The sequence below is a fragment of the Cyclobacterium amurskyense genome (assembly GCF_001050135.1).
In the GTDB taxonomy this organism is placed as follows: Bacteria; Bacteroidota; Bacteroidia; order Cytophagales; family Cyclobacteriaceae; genus Cyclobacterium; species Cyclobacterium amurskyense.
The window spans coordinates 1,927,996-1,944,101 of record NZ_CP012040.1 but is presented as its reverse complement, the minus strand read 5'-3'; the positions used below and the strand labels follow the sequence as shown (position 1 = coordinate 1,944,101).

General features: G+C 37.5%; 12 protein-coding genes. 4 read left to right on the top strand and 8 right to left on the bottom strand.

The annotated features are described in order from the left end of the window. Nucleotides 1-74 precede the first annotated feature (74 nt). Nucleotides 75-2,549, bottom strand: a complete 2,475-nt coding sequence (locus tag CA2015_RS07920) for a bifunctional UDP-N-acetylmuramoyl-tripeptide:D-alanyl-D-alanine ligase/alanine racemase (RefSeq protein ID WP_053086660.1) — start codon at nucleotides 2,547-2,549, stop codon at nucleotides 75-77. 216 nt (nucleotides 2,550-2,765) lie between these two features. Here CA2015_RS07920 and CA2015_RS07915 point away from each other — a divergent pair, with 216 nt between their 5' ends. The 3 genes from CA2015_RS07915 (at nucleotide 2,766) to CA2015_RS07905 (ending at nucleotide 4,547) form a co-directional block, all read left to right on the top strand. Beyond that, nucleotides 2,766-3,128, top strand: a complete 363-nt coding sequence (locus CA2015_RS07915; RefSeq protein WP_048641428.1) for a hypothetical protein — start codon at nucleotides 2,766-2,768, stop codon at nucleotides 3,126-3,128. Between the two features lie 88 nt (nucleotides 3,129-3,216). After that, nucleotides 3,217-4,053 (top strand): sugar phosphate isomerase/epimerase family protein, encoded by an 837-nt coding sequence (locus CA2015_RS07910; protein ID WP_048641427.1) that lies wholly within the window; start codon nucleotides 3,217-3,219, stop codon nucleotides 4,051-4,053. Nucleotides 4,054-4,079: 26 nt separating this feature from the next. Next, a complete protein-coding gene (locus CA2015_RS07905) occupies nucleotides 4,080-4,547 on the top strand; it encodes a TlpA family protein disulfide reductase (RefSeq protein WP_048641426.1) in 468 nt (155 codons plus the stop codon). A gap of 243 nt (nucleotides 4,548-4,790) precedes the next feature. Here CA2015_RS07905 and CA2015_RS07900 read toward each other — a convergent pair whose 3' ends face one another. The 5 genes from CA2015_RS07900 to pheS all read right to left on the bottom strand — a co-directional run bounded on the left by CA2015_RS07900 (nucleotide 4,791) and on the right by pheS (nucleotide 9,121). Further along, nucleotides 4,791-5,357, bottom strand: a complete 567-nt coding sequence (locus CA2015_RS07900; RefSeq protein ID WP_157470377.1) for a DUF3244 domain-containing protein — start codon at nucleotides 5,355-5,357, stop codon at nucleotides 4,791-4,793. 421 nt (nucleotides 5,358-5,778) lie between these two features. Next, nucleotides 5,779-6,153, bottom strand: a complete 375-nt coding sequence (locus tag CA2015_RS07895) for a hypothetical protein (RefSeq protein ID WP_048641424.1) — start codon at nucleotides 6,151-6,153, stop codon at nucleotides 5,779-5,781. Nucleotides 6,154-6,362: 209 nt separating this feature from the next. Next, nucleotides 6,363-7,142 carry a glycosyltransferase family 2 protein gene (locus CA2015_RS07890; RefSeq protein WP_048641423.1) on the bottom strand — a complete coding sequence of 260 codons (780 nt, stop codon included), beginning with the start codon at nucleotides 7,140-7,142 and terminating at the stop codon, nucleotides 6,363-6,365. Continuing rightward, nucleotides 7,142-7,981, bottom strand: coding sequence for an FkbM family methyltransferase (locus tag CA2015_RS07885; RefSeq protein ID WP_048641422.1), 840 nt, complete (start codon nucleotides 7,979-7,981; stop codon nucleotides 7,142-7,144). Before CA2015_RS07885 ends, CA2015_RS07890 begins: the two co-directional genes overlap by 1 nt. 111 nt (nucleotides 7,982-8,092) lie before the next feature. Next, entirely contained in the window at nucleotides 8,093-9,121 is a 1,029-nt protein-coding gene (gene pheS / locus CA2015_RS07880; RefSeq protein ID WP_048641421.1) for a phenylalanine--tRNA ligase subunit alpha, read from the bottom strand. Between the two features lie 391 nt (nucleotides 9,122-9,512). Between pheS and CA2015_RS07875 the strand changes: the two genes are divergently transcribed. Continuing rightward, a complete protein-coding gene (locus tag CA2015_RS07875) occupies nucleotides 9,513-10,085 on the top strand; it encodes a hypothetical protein (protein WP_048641420.1) in 573 nt (190 codons plus the stop codon). Between the two features lie 163 nt (nucleotides 10,086-10,248). Here the strand turns inward: CA2015_RS07875 and CA2015_RS07870 are convergent, their stop codons facing one another. Next, on the bottom strand, nucleotides 10,249-14,574 hold the full coding sequence (locus CA2015_RS07870) for a hypothetical protein (protein ID WP_048641419.1): 4,326 nt from the start codon (nucleotides 14,572-14,574) through the stop codon (nucleotides 10,249-10,251). Between the two features lie 486 nt (nucleotides 14,575-15,060). Further along, complete coding sequence (locus CA2015_RS07865) at nucleotides 15,061-16,095, bottom strand: RluA family pseudouridine synthase (protein WP_048641418.1); 1,035 nt, start codon at nucleotides 16,093-16,095, stop codon at nucleotides 15,061-15,063. Nucleotides 16,096-16,106: the final 11 nt, after the last annotated feature.

Here is a 16,106-nt window from a genome sequence, read left to right as displayed (position 1 = left end):
CCATCAATATAAATGACAAATAAACAAAATATTATCCAAATTAAGATCAGTTTAACATGAATTTGGCATTTGCCTCAATCCAATATGTATTGTCGCTTTACTCTTGGCCCTATTCCAGTTAGCAGCTCATAAGGAATAGTGCCAATATTAGCAGCAAGTTCGATAATCGATGGTTTGTTACCGAAAAGTATGGCCACATCGCCTTCCGTAACCTGGAGGCCAGTAACGTCTACCATGCACATGTCCATGCAAACATTGCCAATAATTGGCGCCATTTGTCCTTTAATTAAAACTTTTGCCTTGCCATTGCTAAATCGCCTGTCGTATCCGTCCGCATAACCTATGGCCAGGGTAGCTACTTCTCCTTCATTCGCCATTTCTCCTTTTCTTCCATAGCCAATTGTCTCTCCTTTTTTAAGCTTTTTTACCTGAGACACCACCGTTTTAAGCGTCATAGCCGGCTGTAATTTGTCTTGTTCTAGTTGATTGACTTCAATGCCATAGAGCCCAATTCCTAAGCGGACCATGTCGAAGGAATATTTAGGATAACGGATAATTCCTGCGGAGTTGAGGCAATGTCGAATGGGTTGACAACCCGTCTCTTGGATTATTTTACTGCTAGATCGCTCAAATGAAGCCAGCTGCTGTAAGCTAAAACTTTCGTGTACGGCTTCATCAGCACCAGCCAAATGAGTGAAGATTCCTGAAATTTTTAAATTTTCAGCCTGTTGAAGAATTTTGATGGCCTCATCAAGATCATTTTCAGACATGCCGAGTCTACGCATGCCGGTATCCAATTCCAAGTGAACCGATAACATGCCCGTAATGTCCTTTAGTCCATCTGCCAAGGATTTCAATTGATCAAGGTTGTAAACCACCGGTTCAAGGGCCTTATCCAATAGTAAGTCCAAGTGATAACTCCCTGGGTTCATTACCATAATAGGTAAGGTGATTCCATTGTTTCTAAGGAATACCCCCTCATCGGTATAGGCCACCGATAAATAATCGGCTCCAATTTCCTGTAGGTAATTTCCGATTTCTGCAGCTCCACCACCGTAAGCGAAAGCTTTGACCATGACCATCATTTTGGTGCCAGGTTTAAGTTTTTGGCGATAGTGGATAAAGTTATGTCTAAGGGCGTTTAAATTGATTTCTAAAATGGTTTCATGAGCTAGTGCTTCTAACTTTTGAACAATATTTTCAAATTGAAATGCTCTAGCCCCCTTTATAAGGATGAGGTCATTGGAAAGCGATAATATGTCTAGGGATTTTAAAAGTACTTCTGTGGAATCATAAAATATACTTTCAGGAGTAAATAAGGATTGAAAGCCAAGGTATCCTTTTCCTACACCAATAAAAAGATCAATTTCATAGTGCTCTAGAAGCCAAGCGATTTTTTGAAAAACAGCCTTTTCATTTCCTACTTGTTGCATTTCCGACAAAATCAGGATCTTTCGCCCAGTAGTAGTGATTTGCTGGCTCATGAATTCAAGTGCTATTTCCAATCCGGCTAAATCATTGTTGTAGCTGTCATCAATCAACTTAGAGCCATTTATCCCTGACTTTAGAGTTAGCCTCATGTCTACAGCTAAAAGCAGCCCGAGGCCTTGTTGTATTACATCCGGCTTCATTCCCAAGCTAAGGGCAGCTGTGATGACATGTCTGACATTTTCAAGTGAAGCCTGGTCTTTGAAAGGTGTGATGAAAGTATGCGTTTGAAAATCATTTCCTATCAGGAAAATTTTGGATCCGTTGTTATGAGGTTTAATAGATAAAACATAATCTCCCCCGGGCTCATCGGACCAACTGACCAGTACGGATGGATCAAAGTTTTTCTCCAAATATTGACTTAGAAGACTTTGATCTTTTCTATAAATCAAGTATTTGACATTTTTAAAGAGCAAGCATTTTTCCCTTATCTTGGCTGTTGAATCAAGGAAATATTCATCATGTGCACTTCCAATATTGGTGAATATTCCCAATTGAGGCTGAATGATTTGCGCCAAGGCATTCATTTCATTTGGGGCAGAAATTCCAGCCTCTAGTACGGCAACCTGATGTTGTTGGCTAATTCCTAAGGAAGAAAGAGCAACACCAATCTGGCTATTGTAGCTTTTGGGGCTTTTCCATACGTCGTATTTGGAAGAAAGTACCTGAGCAAGCCATTCCTTAACGATGGTTTTACCATTACTCCCAGTTATTCCAATTACTGGACCAGCAAAATTGTCTCTATTTAGTTGGGCCAATTCCTGAAGTTCTCTCAAGGGAGAAGGGGACAATAAAATATTTGCCTGTTCCAGGCTTTTCAAAATAGGATCAGGACAATCCTCAGGGAGGATAAAATTCCTAACCCCTTTGGAATAGGCATCTTCTGCAAATTCCCAACCGGAATACCTGGAGCCATTCAAGGCTACGAAAAGCGTTTTGCTGCCGGATTGAATTTTTCTTGAGTCAATGACAACATCCAATAGGATATAGTCATCCGATCCAGTGGTAAAATTTTTGGCAAATTTAGAAGCGAACTGAAGAAAGTTGATGGCTTGCATCATTGGTAAGACTAGGTTAAGCTTTTGGTGTTTAAGCAAATTTAAAACTAATATCCATAGCTATTATTCCTAAGTATAAATTATAGTAAAATTACTTTATCGGTAGTGAAAAGGAGAATTATTCTTTCTGGAGGCATTTGTAAAAGATTAAAAATTTGTGTATCATTGATTTACAAATACTTGTTAATCCTGATACGGAGACTTATAATAAACAAAACCATGATATTGCAAAAGAATATTCGGATCCTTTTAAATATACCTTTTATCCTTGGGTTTTTGTTTTTCGGTTTAATATCGCACAATACTTTTTCTCAGGATAATTCCGGTAACGTTTACAATTTTGTTCAGCAAAAAACGCAATTGGCTAAAACGGAAATCAGTACAGATGAAAATTTTGTAGAGAAGAAAAATAGATTTATTGGTTATTCAAATGTTGTGAGCAAGAAGCAAAAGAAGAGTAAAGAAGTATTGCTTCGTGACAAGGAAATAGCCATGCGCCAAAAGGCTCCTGAATCTGAAGATGTATCCACGCTTTCTTTAAATATATTTTTGTATGTTTTGGATAGTTTTAAGGAAGAATAGTTTAAATGCTCTCTTAAAATCAATGCCTTAAGATTTTTTTTTGTTTGTATGCTGGGATTTCGTTATTTTACTTAAAACGATAAGCCCCATGAAAAAAACATGCATTTTATACCTCTTAATCCTGGTGGTCAATTTTTCATTTGTCGCCACTTTAAAAGCACAAGAGATAGGTTTACAGCTTTATAGCCTAAGAGAACAAATGAAGCTGGATGTTGAAAAATACCATGAGATTATTCAACAATGGGGCGTCCGCTATATTGAAGGTGGTACTACTTACGGTTTGAGTGATAAGAAATACAAGGCATTGTTGGCCAAGTATGAACTTCAAATGATAAGTGTAGGTGGTTCCTATGAGGAGATAGGCACCGACCCCGAGGCAGTAATTGAAAAAGCAAAAAGCTTTGGTTCTAAGTATATTGTAACTTTTTGGATACCCCATACAGGAGAATTTACAGAGCAAAATGCCAAAGAAGCAGTTGAGGTATTTAACAGGTTTGGTAAATTGGCCAAAGCAGCAGGGATTACCTTTTGTTATCACCCTCATGGTTATGAATTCAAGCCTTATGGCAACGGCACATTGTTTGATTATATGTTGGACAATGCAACTGATTTTAAATTCGAAATGGATGTTTTTTGGGTAAAAATGGGTGGAGCTGATCCATTGGCCATATTGAAAGCGCATCCCGAAAAATTCCCGCTATTGCACTTGAAAGACCGAAAAATTGGTACTAAAGGAACAACGGATGGTACAGGAGACGATGCTTCAAATGTGGTACTTGGTACAGGAGATGTTGGCATAAAGGAAATTATTGAGCAGGCGAAAAAAGGAGGGACAGCTTACCTAATCATTGAAGACGAATCGGCCAAGTCGGTGGCTCAAATTCCTCAATCTATTTATTATATTAATCAGACATTAAATAATTAATGTTAATTGAATAAAGTTGACTATCTATGTTGTTAAAATTTAAGGTTTTGTTTCTCTTTTTAGGTTTGAGTTTTGTGGAAACAGACCCAATGATTACCATCGATTTTGAAGACTTCAAGAACAAAATTGAAACCCCTTCCGAAGATCTGAGAATTTATAACTTTTGGGCCACTTGGTGTTTGCCATGCATACATGAAATGCCTTATTTTGAATCTACGGTTAATAATTCTGAAGGAACTAGCTTGGTATTTGTGTCACTTGATGATGATCGGAGGCGAGATAGGGTGCAGGCATTTTTAGAAAAAAATGAGATAAAAACAACCGTATGGTTACTCAGTGAAAAAGAACAAAAGGATTGGAAACGCAAGCTGAAAAAGGATTGGTCAGGAGCCATTCCGGCTACCTTGTTTGTATCTGCAAACGGCGATAGACATTTCCATACCGGCCAATTGAGTCAGGAAGAACTAGAGGGCCTAATAGAAAAGTATCAATAAGAAATAATTGATTCGCTCATTAAGGTTTTATTTTACACAAGTGAATCCTTAATGAGCCTTACCTCAGAAACTAAAAAAGTCTCCCTGTCTTTATTAAGGAGACTTTTATCTCGGATTCCGAGACGGGACGTAAATTACAGCCTTTGACTTTATTAAAGGGTTTCTGCAAACGGTTGTAAATTAGGCTGTTTGAGGACTTTTCTGTGTGTTCAAGGATAAACCCTTCTAGCTTTAAGGCTCTTATCAATTGAAATACAAGAACTTGGATTTTCCTTCTGCGTTCTCCACCTTAAGATAAATTTTACTTAATTTTAAGTACTTAAGGTGGTAGTTTTTTGAAAAACCTCCCATTTCTGTAATCTCATCCTTTAAGAGAACCTTATGGTTGTCGCTGTAAATGGTCACTTTAGTGTTGGGTTCTGTTATACCTAGAACTCTTAGGTTAAAGGAGTTTTCATCAATTGCTTTTGCATAGGCCATTACTTTCTTTTCTACTTTTCGATAACTTGCAATATCGAAGTTTCGTGATTCATCCTTGGTTTCTAGCATTACTTTGTAATGGCCTTCAGGTACTTGGCTTAAATTAAAAGGGATACGTTGTGGGCCACTTACTTTAAAAAAGGTTCTGTTAATGATGTTTCCATTCGGATCATAAATGCTAATCCTTACTTGGCCTATGGCCTCGGCTAAATTAATAGTAAACCTTTGTTCTTGGATTTCAACAGAGGAAACCTCCATTAAACCTTTATCAATTGCAAAGCTTGAAAATGATAAACCGAATACGAGCATTAATGTTGTTATTGTTTTCATGACTTGGTACAGTTTAAAGTTGATTTCTTTTTCAACATTTAATACCAAGCGCGTACCAATTCATTATTTGTAGGGCAATAGGAAAGAGGGATAAATTTTTTTACCTGAGGATGCAACACTTTTTATAGCCCTTTCTAAAGTAAAAGTGTTTCAAATTCGGACAAGCGTACAGTGATTTGCTATTGTATCGGTCGGAATTTTTAAAAAATTGAGGAAGAATTTGAGAAAAATATTCAGCCTTATTTTTTAAAAAAAAATATATAAGTAGCTGTAAACCTGATCAATGAATCTTGTTTGATGTTCGGTAGTGGACAGTTGATGTCTAGAAAGCGGTCATTTTCTAGTGAAGATTTAGCTTTGCTTACACCTGATTTTCTTTGTATTCCCACTTATAGCAATGCAGAGAAGATAAATATAAAGGTTAAAATCGAGCAGTTTTGTTTTTTCTCCTTCTAAATGCACCTTTCCTTCTTTTGTTGTTGGAGTAAAAATTATAAATAAAGTTAACGGAAATTAAGGCTACAGATATCGGTACAAAAAACGAAGGTATCATAATTTTGATACCCAAGAGTATAAATAGAGAAGCGATAATACCAATTTTAAAGGAGGTGTGGCTTTCAGGATAAATGCCGCTAATTAATACCAGGCTGCTGATTTCAACGACGATCAAGACAAAGATCATGTAGGTGAATGCGGTAGAGGCAGTAACTCCAGTGCTAATGAAATACCAAGCGAGAAGACCAATAACTATAACGAGGCTTAAACTGTGCAGACTAAAATTGATTTTTTCTTTCATATTAGGGAATTATTACGAGGATGAATATAAGATTATTTCCCTTGAAACCAAAAGATACGATGTCAAAATTATGGCCTTGTGTTTTTCTGATTTATTGATTCGTTTTTTAGTGATTTGTCAAAAGAATCATTTGTTCCGTTTTGTGTGCCCTGGTTTGGTCTAGGTATGGATGGGCCTAGGAAAGCCTTTTTAGTAATGTATTTCCTTCGCTAAAGCTTACCAAGCCACTTTAATAAGGTATTGTAAGGTTTAGACCAAGTACGTTGAAACCTAAGCGGACCATTTAATTCGCGTTCAAAGAAAGGCAGGTGATGGGCATTTAAATATGCTATTCGTTCTCTCTTCTTTTGGTTGGTGCCTGTTTTCTTTCTTTTGCTCTGTGGGGTTAGCCTATAATAGAAACCAATAAATGGAAGTTGAATGACTTCGCCTCCATCTTTTAACATTTTGATCCAAAATTCCCAATCCTCACGCCCCATGGTCATGTCTTCAGAAAATCCTCCAATGGCTAAAAAATCTGATTTTCTAAAAAGTGCGGCCACAAAAATCATGTTGTCTCTAGCTAGTTTGTTGCGGCTAAATGACTTTAGTTTCCATGGCTTTTGTAAGGTTGAGTTGAATTTTACAGCTTGGCAATAGACTACTTTTACCTCTGCTTGCTGTTCCAATGTTTCCACAGCTTTTTCCAAGTATTCTGGAGAGATAAGGTCATCACCATCCAAGGGTAAAATGTAATTGCCTAAAGCAGCCTTGATCCCTGTGTTTCGGGCTTTGGCCACTCCTGAGTTGGGCTGGTCCAATACAGATATTTCTTTGTGTTTTTCGCTTAGCTTTTGGGCAATTTGCAAAGAGTTATCACTGGATCCATCATTAACAATTATTATCTGTATTGGTCTATAGGTGGAGGACAATACGGATTGTACGGTTTCTTCAAGATAAGCTCCCTGATTGTAACAAGGGATGACAATGGATACCAATGCCTTTTTCATCAGTTAAAGAATTTTTGGAAGGTACTATCAATTGGTGATTTCAGTGCCAAGGTATTGGGACCAAATTTCCGAGTGGAATATTGGTTCTCTTTTAATAGCTGTAAGCAGGCCTCGTAGTCCTTTTCGTTTAATCCCACATTTTCAAAGATAATCGCTTTAGGTTTAGTTTGTGCGATGTCAAAAATGCGAATAACCTCCAAGTCATAACCTTCCGCATCGATTTGCAATAGGTCTATTTGTTTTAGCTTGTACTTATTTATAAGACTTTTCGGTGAAATGACCTGCACATTTTCATGTGCCACCCATTTGCTTTTATCTTTTGGGATTTCAATACCAAATTTCCTGCAATTGGAGGCCACTATTCCATCTTCAAAGGCTTTTAGCACTTTGTCTTTGGAAAATGAAGTAAGGCCGGTAGCCCAGCGCATGTTAGAAAAACCAATTTTATAGATTTCCTGAATACCATCTTCTTCTCCGATGGCTGCGCAGATTGTCTTTATGCCCTTATTTTTGGCGTAAATTTTCTTAAGGAATTGATGGTAAACACCTGGTAGAGGTTCGAGCAATACCCCTGACCAATTGTCTCTTTTTATAAATTTATGTATAGGATCATGGGTTATGCCATCATTGGCACCTATCTGTATTACAGTGAAACCATCTTTTTTTGTACCTGAATAAAGGCTTAAAAATTCACTTAGGCTTCCTTCTTTAGGCTTGTATAGATGCTTGTAAAACCCAATAAAAGCAGGATTGTTAGACGCACTTAAATTGAAGCGAAATGCTTTCCAATTTCCCTGCAATTTCCGTTTTAAGGAAATTAATGATAGTTTTTTGTGCATCAATCAAAGTTATTAATTTTTGGGTGCTTTGCAAATAGAGCGTATTTTATTAGTTGATCAGTACCTGGTAATTCATTTTTAGCAGGTACTGATCAATGTTTCAAGTATAATTTATAGTAAGCCTCTAAATTGACTGAGAAAGCGGATGTCATTTTCTGTAAATAACCTTAGGTCATTGATTTGATATTTAAGCATGGCAATTCTTTCTATGCCCATACCAAAAGCAAATCCGGTGTATTTTTCAGGGTCAATTCCACAATTTTTAAGCACATTGGGGTCCACCATACCCGAACCTCCAATTTCTACCCAACCACTGCCTTTGCAAATATTGCAACCTTTTCCATTGCAAAGTTGACAGGAGATGTCAATTTCTGCACTTGGTTCGGTGAAAGGAAAGAAGGAAGGTCTGAAACGTACTTGTGTGTTTTTTCCAAACATCTCTTTTGCAAAGTGGAAAAGTGTCTGCTTCAAATCGGCAAAGCTAACATTTTCATCTACATAGAGACCTTCTACTTGATGAAAAATACAATGGGCCCTGGCGGATATAGCTTCGTTTCTAAATACCCTTCCTGGAGAAAGTGTACGAATTGGAGGTGCTTCATTTTCCATTACGCGTACCTGCACAGAGGAGGTATGTGTCCTTAAAGCAATATCAGGGTTTTTCTCTATGAAAAAGGTATCCTGCATTTCACGTGCTGGATGATTTTCAGGGAAATTCAATGCTGTAAAGTTGTGCCAATCGTCCTCAATTTCAGGTCCTTCAGAAAGGTTGAAGCCAATTCGCTCAAAGATGGTGACTATGCGTTGTCGCACAGCTGTGAGCGGGTGGATTCCACCAACAGGCCAAACAGTAGGAGGTAATGTAAGGTCTTGATCAAGACTTGCTCTTTTTTGGCTGCCGCTTTCAGATTGAGCTATCAGTGCTTTAAATTTTTCTTCAGCAAGTTGTTTTACTTCATTGACTTCCTGTCCAAATGCTTTTTTCTGTTCATTTGGAATGTTTCTCATTTCAGCAAAAAGGGCACCTATAACGCTCTTTTTACTTATAAACCTCATTCTGAAAGCTTCTAATTCTTCTGCAGATTCGGCTTTTGCTGCTGCTAATTCAGCTTTAATCTGGTTTATTTTTTCACTTTGCATGTGGGGATCGATCTTTGTAAGAACACAAATCTAAAATAATTTTTTGAGGCCACCTATCTTTTAAAAGAGTAAAGATTATTTGATTTTGCGTGGACTGTACAATGCCGATTTGTTACTACCCTTTTAATACCTTTATTGCTATTATATATAATAAAATTCTTTTTACAGTATATTTTGGGAGAGGTTATTATATGATGTAGCTTCTTTAAGCTCTCTTATTTTTTTTTCAATAGTTGTCTACTAGTAGTCTGCAAAACCTCATTCCTCTGTATTTTTTGTCTGAAAGTCATAAACATTTTTTTTGGGCTAAATTATTAGTTTATTTGTGATTATTATCAGGAGGTTTAACAGTATAAGAGCCATTTTTCACTAGAAGAAAATTAATTACATAATGAAACATCTATTGTTATTAGCATTAACCGTCTTTTTGTTTGCACATACCAGCCAAGCTCAGACAAATACCAAAAACACCATTTATTTTGGTTATTCTTTTATTGAAGCTGATAAGTTTACAGGTGGGAACTTGTCTGCAAAGGGCTATGAAATTGGTTATTCCCGGTACATCAATGATCGATTTTATGGAGATATATCCTTTGGAAAATTTAATTTCGAAGGAAAAGGTAATGTCTTTTTTTTGGACCCCGAAGAAATGGATTACTTTAATATGTCTACCTTTTCTTTGGGCTTGGGCTATGACTTCCATCAGTCTGAGAGAGTTATCCTATCAGGTGAATTGGCCTATTTGCGACATACGACCCACGAACTTTTAAGTGAATTAACCAGCCAAGGTGTGACTTATAGAGCAACTTATAATAAAGTGACGCATGCACCAAGGCTGCAGCTTAAAGCCAGGGTTTTCTTGACTGATAATTTCCAGTTTATTCCGGCGGTTGCCTATGGAATAAGGTTCAGAAGTCAATATACAAGCTATTGGTTACGGGCAGGACTGGCCTATTCTTTTTGATAAAAGAATTAGTATACAATGATTACAAAGGAGCCTCGGTCAGTATCGGGGCTCTTTTGGTTTTTTCTGGAAGATAGTTTTGTACGAGGGATTGCCTTATAATTCTAATGGGCCTCAGTCCTTTTAGTTTTTCGTTGATTTTGCATGAGGCAAAATTTTTCTTCTATTCTTCCTCCTCTTTTTTGGGGATTTTGGGTTGCATTAGGCCTGAACTACCCATTAAACCTGAGAAGGTAGCCTTCCACATATAGTTGAAGACAAACTTATGGGGTACTCTTTCTACATAAATAGTAGAAGGTACTAGTCTATTGAAAAGTGGGCGGGGATTGTTTTTACGTAATGCCAAGGCATTTATCACAAAGGTTAAAATTCCTTTTCTTCCTCTCGCTCCCTGTAAGGTCCTTTCGTCAAGAAGTTGAACTTTTAAGTTGTTGTATTTTAATACCATCTCACCAATGGCGTGGTTCTTATCCGCAACGAAGTGCCAATTCCCTTCTTTAATCGACCCTCTTTTTACGGTCACAAATGCATTTGTTGCCAAAATTGAGTTAATGGCAGAAAGTTCGAAAGGTCCAACACTTGCGTCCACGGCTATTGGGTAAGGGTCTATAAAGCTCATGGTTAATGAAGCCTTCAGGGCTGCTGATTGGTTTAACCTAAAAGTGGCTTCAACTTTAGGGTTACCCCTATTTTCCCCAAATTCCCCTAACCTAAATGGGTACATTTTCGCATTGAACTGATCAAAAGTGATTCTACCCGGCACCATACCTTTTATAGGAAATTCCCTGTACCTCAACAAGCCGTCTTCAATAATCAGGGTGTCCATCTCGATCACCTGTGAAGACAACTCCATGAGTTGTTGAGGCATCATTTTGATTACCGTGGTGTCTTCTTCAATCCGTTTGTCTCTAAAGACCTCCAATTTTGGCCTTTCAAGCCTCATTGTGACAGCCTCTAGCTTTTCTTCAGCGATGAATTTTTTCAGGTCAAGCCCTTCAATAACTATTCTGGGAACGTGCAACTCCATGGCATCCGTTTGTTTTCCTTTTATCCTGGCATAGGAAAACCTCCCTACTCTAGGTAAAAAGTGGACATTGTCTAACACGAGTTTGTCAGTGGACACCATTAATTTACCAATTCTTACCTGGTTTAGGCTGTCCGGCAGATTTAAAACATAATCTTTAAATTCAAATCGAAAATCTTCATTAAAGAAGAAGTCAGAACTAAAAGTCTGTTTTTGAGTAAAGTCAAAATTGAGCTCACTTAGTATTAGACGGAGATTGTTGAACGCCCTTTGCTTTGTGGTGTCAGCCTTGTCTTTTAATGCAAAACTTCCTCCTTTGAGTTTAAAGTTTCGGATCAATATACTTTCCAGTATTTTTCTGGTTATTTCTTTTTCTTCTTTAGGAGGCAGTATTATGGCAGGCTCCTCCTTGTTGAGGTACAGGCTGACTTCAGGATCTGTGAGCTGTAACAGAGAAACATCTAAAATTCCGGTCTTTTGAAAACTAGTAAGGGAACGGGTGTTAATCGTGATCTTGGGAATATGGGCGTTAATTATAGGGCCTTTCAGGTTTTCAGGTAAATCCTTAGGTACCACGTTGACATTCTCAATTAATATTTCCTCTTCTCTTGAGTCCAGCTCAATTTTAGAAAAGGTAACGGTATGAATACTGTCTTTTAAAGCCAGTGAAAAATCATCTACCTCCAAGGCCATGGTAGAGAAAAAACTCGCTATGTCTCCTTGAGATAACATAGTGGAATCTAGAAGGAAATCAGCTATTGCAATGTTTATTCCAGTATTAATAAGTTCGAGATCATTTCCTTCCTGGTAGTTGGCCACGTTGAAAGAGCCATTGGTAGCCAATATGGAGTCAATCTTTATTACATCAATTGTTTTTGGCAGGTTTCTGCTTTTCTTTTTGACAGAACCAGGTTCCACTTTACCCTTACTGAAATTTCGGTTTATTGATAAATTGACCTCAGCATCGGAAAACCTTAGCTTCGTAAGTGCAAGGGTATTGTCAAATAGAAAAGCCTCAAGATCAACACCACTAAAACTCAGGTCGGGAAAACTGGCCTCAATACTGACCTTTGCTTTCAAGTCCTTATTCGGCATTAGTTTTACATTGAAGGTGTTGATTTCTTCTTTAGCAGAATTGAAACCTATTCTTCCTGCAACTATACTGTATTTGCCATTGGCTATATTGAACAGGTAATTGTTTAGGTTAACATCCACTTCGTCTGAAAAAAAAGTGCGGTTGGCTGAGGGGTCTATATTTTCATCCAGGTAAAAGTTCCTGATTTTAATGGAAATGTCATTTTCGGCAAAGGACCTAAAGCGCTCGTTGGCGAAATTTTCATAGTTGAAAGTACCATTGTCAGTGCTTAGAGAATCTACACTGATTACTTTGAAATAATTGGTTACTAGTTCGAGTATGTCCCCTCGCTCTAATTTTTCTTGTTTTCGTTTGTCCTTTGTAATGTATTTGGTCCAATGAATTATTGGACTTGGTATGTCAATGTGATTGATATATAGTTTTTCCTGGAAATAGGCTTGATTAATGTCTACTCCTGTGGCAGAAAATTCGGGGATTTCAATATCCAAAACGGTGGTCCTGCCATATTTATCCAATAAAGGAAGTACTGCCTCTGGAGAGAATGGTTTTAATTTAAACCCATCTACATGCAATAAATTCTTTTTGGTATCAATAAGGATTTTATCGGCAACAAACAGGTGTAAGTTATCCGATAACTTAAGTGCATAATCGTCGATTTCAAGCCTAAGGTTGTCCGCAAGAAAAATTCTCGCTGAGGTGTCTGACATGTGCTTATCGTCCAACTGAAAATTTTCTAAAAGAAAATTTATCTTACCAAATGCTAAGCTGTCTTGTCTGATCCTAAGGTGATTGTCTAAAACCAGGCTTCCACTCTCTACTTCAAGTTTTTGTACATATACGGCTTTGAAGAAACCTTTGGTAAGCTCCTGCAAATCGGTCATTTGTGTTGGTTTGTCTGTTTCAGAAGAGTTCCCCAAAATATCCTTGATCACTACATCGGGAGAATTGATCAATAATTCACCAATATCAATGATGTTTTCATTGTATACTTTTCTCAAATTGGCATTTGCGAATTCCAATAAGGGTACTTTTATTTCAAACAATGAGGCATTTGAAAGACTGTCTTCATTTACCTCAGGTTTGAGTTCTATTTCATTGATTTTTACCCTATCATCAAAGGTAGAAAGGTATATTTTGTGTCCTGATACCCAATGTATTTCATCTGCCAAAGCAATTCTTGCTCTGTCAATTTTTAAAGTGGCATTTTTGGCATATAAAAAATTGTCTTTTTTCAACTCCTCGTCTGGCCCAAGATAAACATCTTCCATAGAGAATTGGATGTCATCAGCTTCTATCCTGTTTTTATTTGGGTTTAAAACTCCCCTCTGTAAAAACTGTCCATTTCCTATGGTAAGGGATTTGATGGTAATTGATTCCAGTAAATCCTTAACCAAGCCATACAAGTCAGTGTCTCTAACTTCCTCGTCCATGGCATTTCTATCCGTGTAAAGGGTGAAGTGAGGGGCATCAAGGGCTAAATCACCTATAGCTACTTTCGATGTCTGAAACATTTCCATGATGTCTGCGTCAGCAAGGGCAAGCTTTTCAAGGAGAATTTCATAATATACATCGCCAGTTTTTTTCAGGTTTGGAGAGACTTTTACCTTATTGGCTAGAATTTGTTTTTCCAAAGAGGAAACAGCCACGGTTTTGGCGGTGACTTTGTGAATACTATCTGCTAGTAAAACCTCAAAATCATCAAAGTCCAGACGAAAACCTTCAATTCCAAAAGGGATGTCTGCTTTATCATCTCCTTTTAAGTGAATGTTTTTGAGATACAAATTGGTGTTGGCAGCCGAAATGGATTTTTGACTGATAAAATTTTCGATCAAGAGGTTGGCTTGATCGATGTAAAAATCATCGATTATAATTTCTTTTAAAGAACCATTCAGTGATTTTTTTATTTCAATTTCAAGCTGTTTTAAAGGGCTGTTTTTTTCATTTTCAACAAGCCCAATACGTTGTTTTGACTGTACTATTGGGGCTGTTAATCTTAGTTCCTGAGCGGATAATACACCTTCATCACGATTGAAATTTAGTCCTAAAATATCTAGTTGATCAACTGAGATTTTATAATAAGGGATTTTTTCGGCATCGAAAATGGCAGGATTGACTGGAAGAAGTTGGAAATTTTCAACAAAAAGGCCACGCTGAAACAGCGAAAGGTATACCCTTTCAAACTCTACCAGGTATTTGCCCTTGGAAACCTTTTCAACTTGTTGTTTTATATATTCTCTAAAGAGCCAATCGGCTCCAAAAAAAAGCATTAGTTGAATTGAAACAATTACCAGGGTAAGAACTGAAAAAATTTTAAGAAATCGTTTTCTCTTTTTTCCAGATTTTTTGATATCTATTTGTTCTCCACTCATTTTTCAGTTCAAGAATACAAAATAAAGGGGATATTACTTAAGAAAGAATGGGAAAAGAAAAATTTGAACGTCGGAAAATGAAAAAGCCGATGAATATATACTAACGTATATTCATCGGCTTTAGTATCGATGCTGTAGGGGAAGGATTCGAACCTCCACGAGGTTGTTAGGCAACACATTGAGCTCGATGTGTGCTTTGTCCAATACGCCGGATAAACCGGATTCCTCACCCCCGAGACAGGAGGGCATGTCTGCCAATTTCAACACCCTACAGTGTTTTAGAACGTTATCAAATAAAGATTGAATCCAAAGTGGACTACAAAATTTTATATTGATGTAACAAATGTAATAAAACATCGAGGTTAAGAAAATATTTTCATTAAAAATATTAAAATTTTATAATAATGATAAAAATGGGTACTGTTTAAAATAAATATGGGAATTTAGTATCCTGAATTATTAGAGTGATTAGAAATTCAATAATCGCTATTTTTCGAACTTCACGTAATTTTCCCACTTCTCAATAACACTTAACATATCCTGTGGCATTTCTGCTTCAAAATATATTTCTTCCTCGGTAATTGGATGTATGAAACCAAGAGATTTTGCATGAAGTGCTTGTCTCGGTAATATTTGAAAACAATTTTGTATGTAGGCTTTGTACTTTGAGTATTGTGTGCCTTTTCTGATTTGGTCTCCGCCATAAACAGCATCGTTAAATAGTGGGTGGCCAATGTATTTCATATGCGCTCTAATCTGATGCGTTCTACCGGTCTCAAGCACGCACCTCAACAAGGTGACATAACGAAGCCTTTTGATTACTTTCCAGTGGGTAATTGCTGATTTACCGGTTTCACCATCAGGATAGGCTTGCATTACTTTTCTGTCTTTTATACCTCGGCCTATGGGTACGTCTATGGTTCCTTCATCTTCTTCAGGTTCTCCCCAAACCAAGGCAACATATGTTCTGGCGATGGAGTGGTCGAAAAATTGTTTGGCTAGATGGCTCATTGCTTTTTCAGATTTGGCAATAACCAAAAGGCCACTTGTGTCCTTATCAATTCGATGTACCAAACCTGGCCGACCTGAATTTCCAGGAAGCTCCGGTAAGTTGTTAAAATAAAAAGCCAGTGCATTGACAAGTGTCCCTGTCCAGTTTCCATGTGCCGGATGCACCACCATCCCTGCAGGTTTGTACACTACCATCAGATGGTCATCCTCATACCTAATATCCAACGGAATTTCCTCGGCTATAACATCCGTCTCTTTGCGGCTTTTTTCCATAGCAAAAGTAATTACATCACCAGCTTTGGTTTTGTAATTGGCCTTCACTACTTCCCCATTGACTTTTACAATTCCTGAAACAATGCTTTGTTGAACCTTGTTTCTGGTGGCATAAGCCAGCTTGTCAGTGATGAATTTATCAATCCTAATGGGTCTTTGCCCGGGATCAACACTCAGTTCGTGGTGGTCAAAAAAGCTGTCCTCCTCAGGTAATTCTTCATTTGTGATCTCTGTCATGGTACAAAATT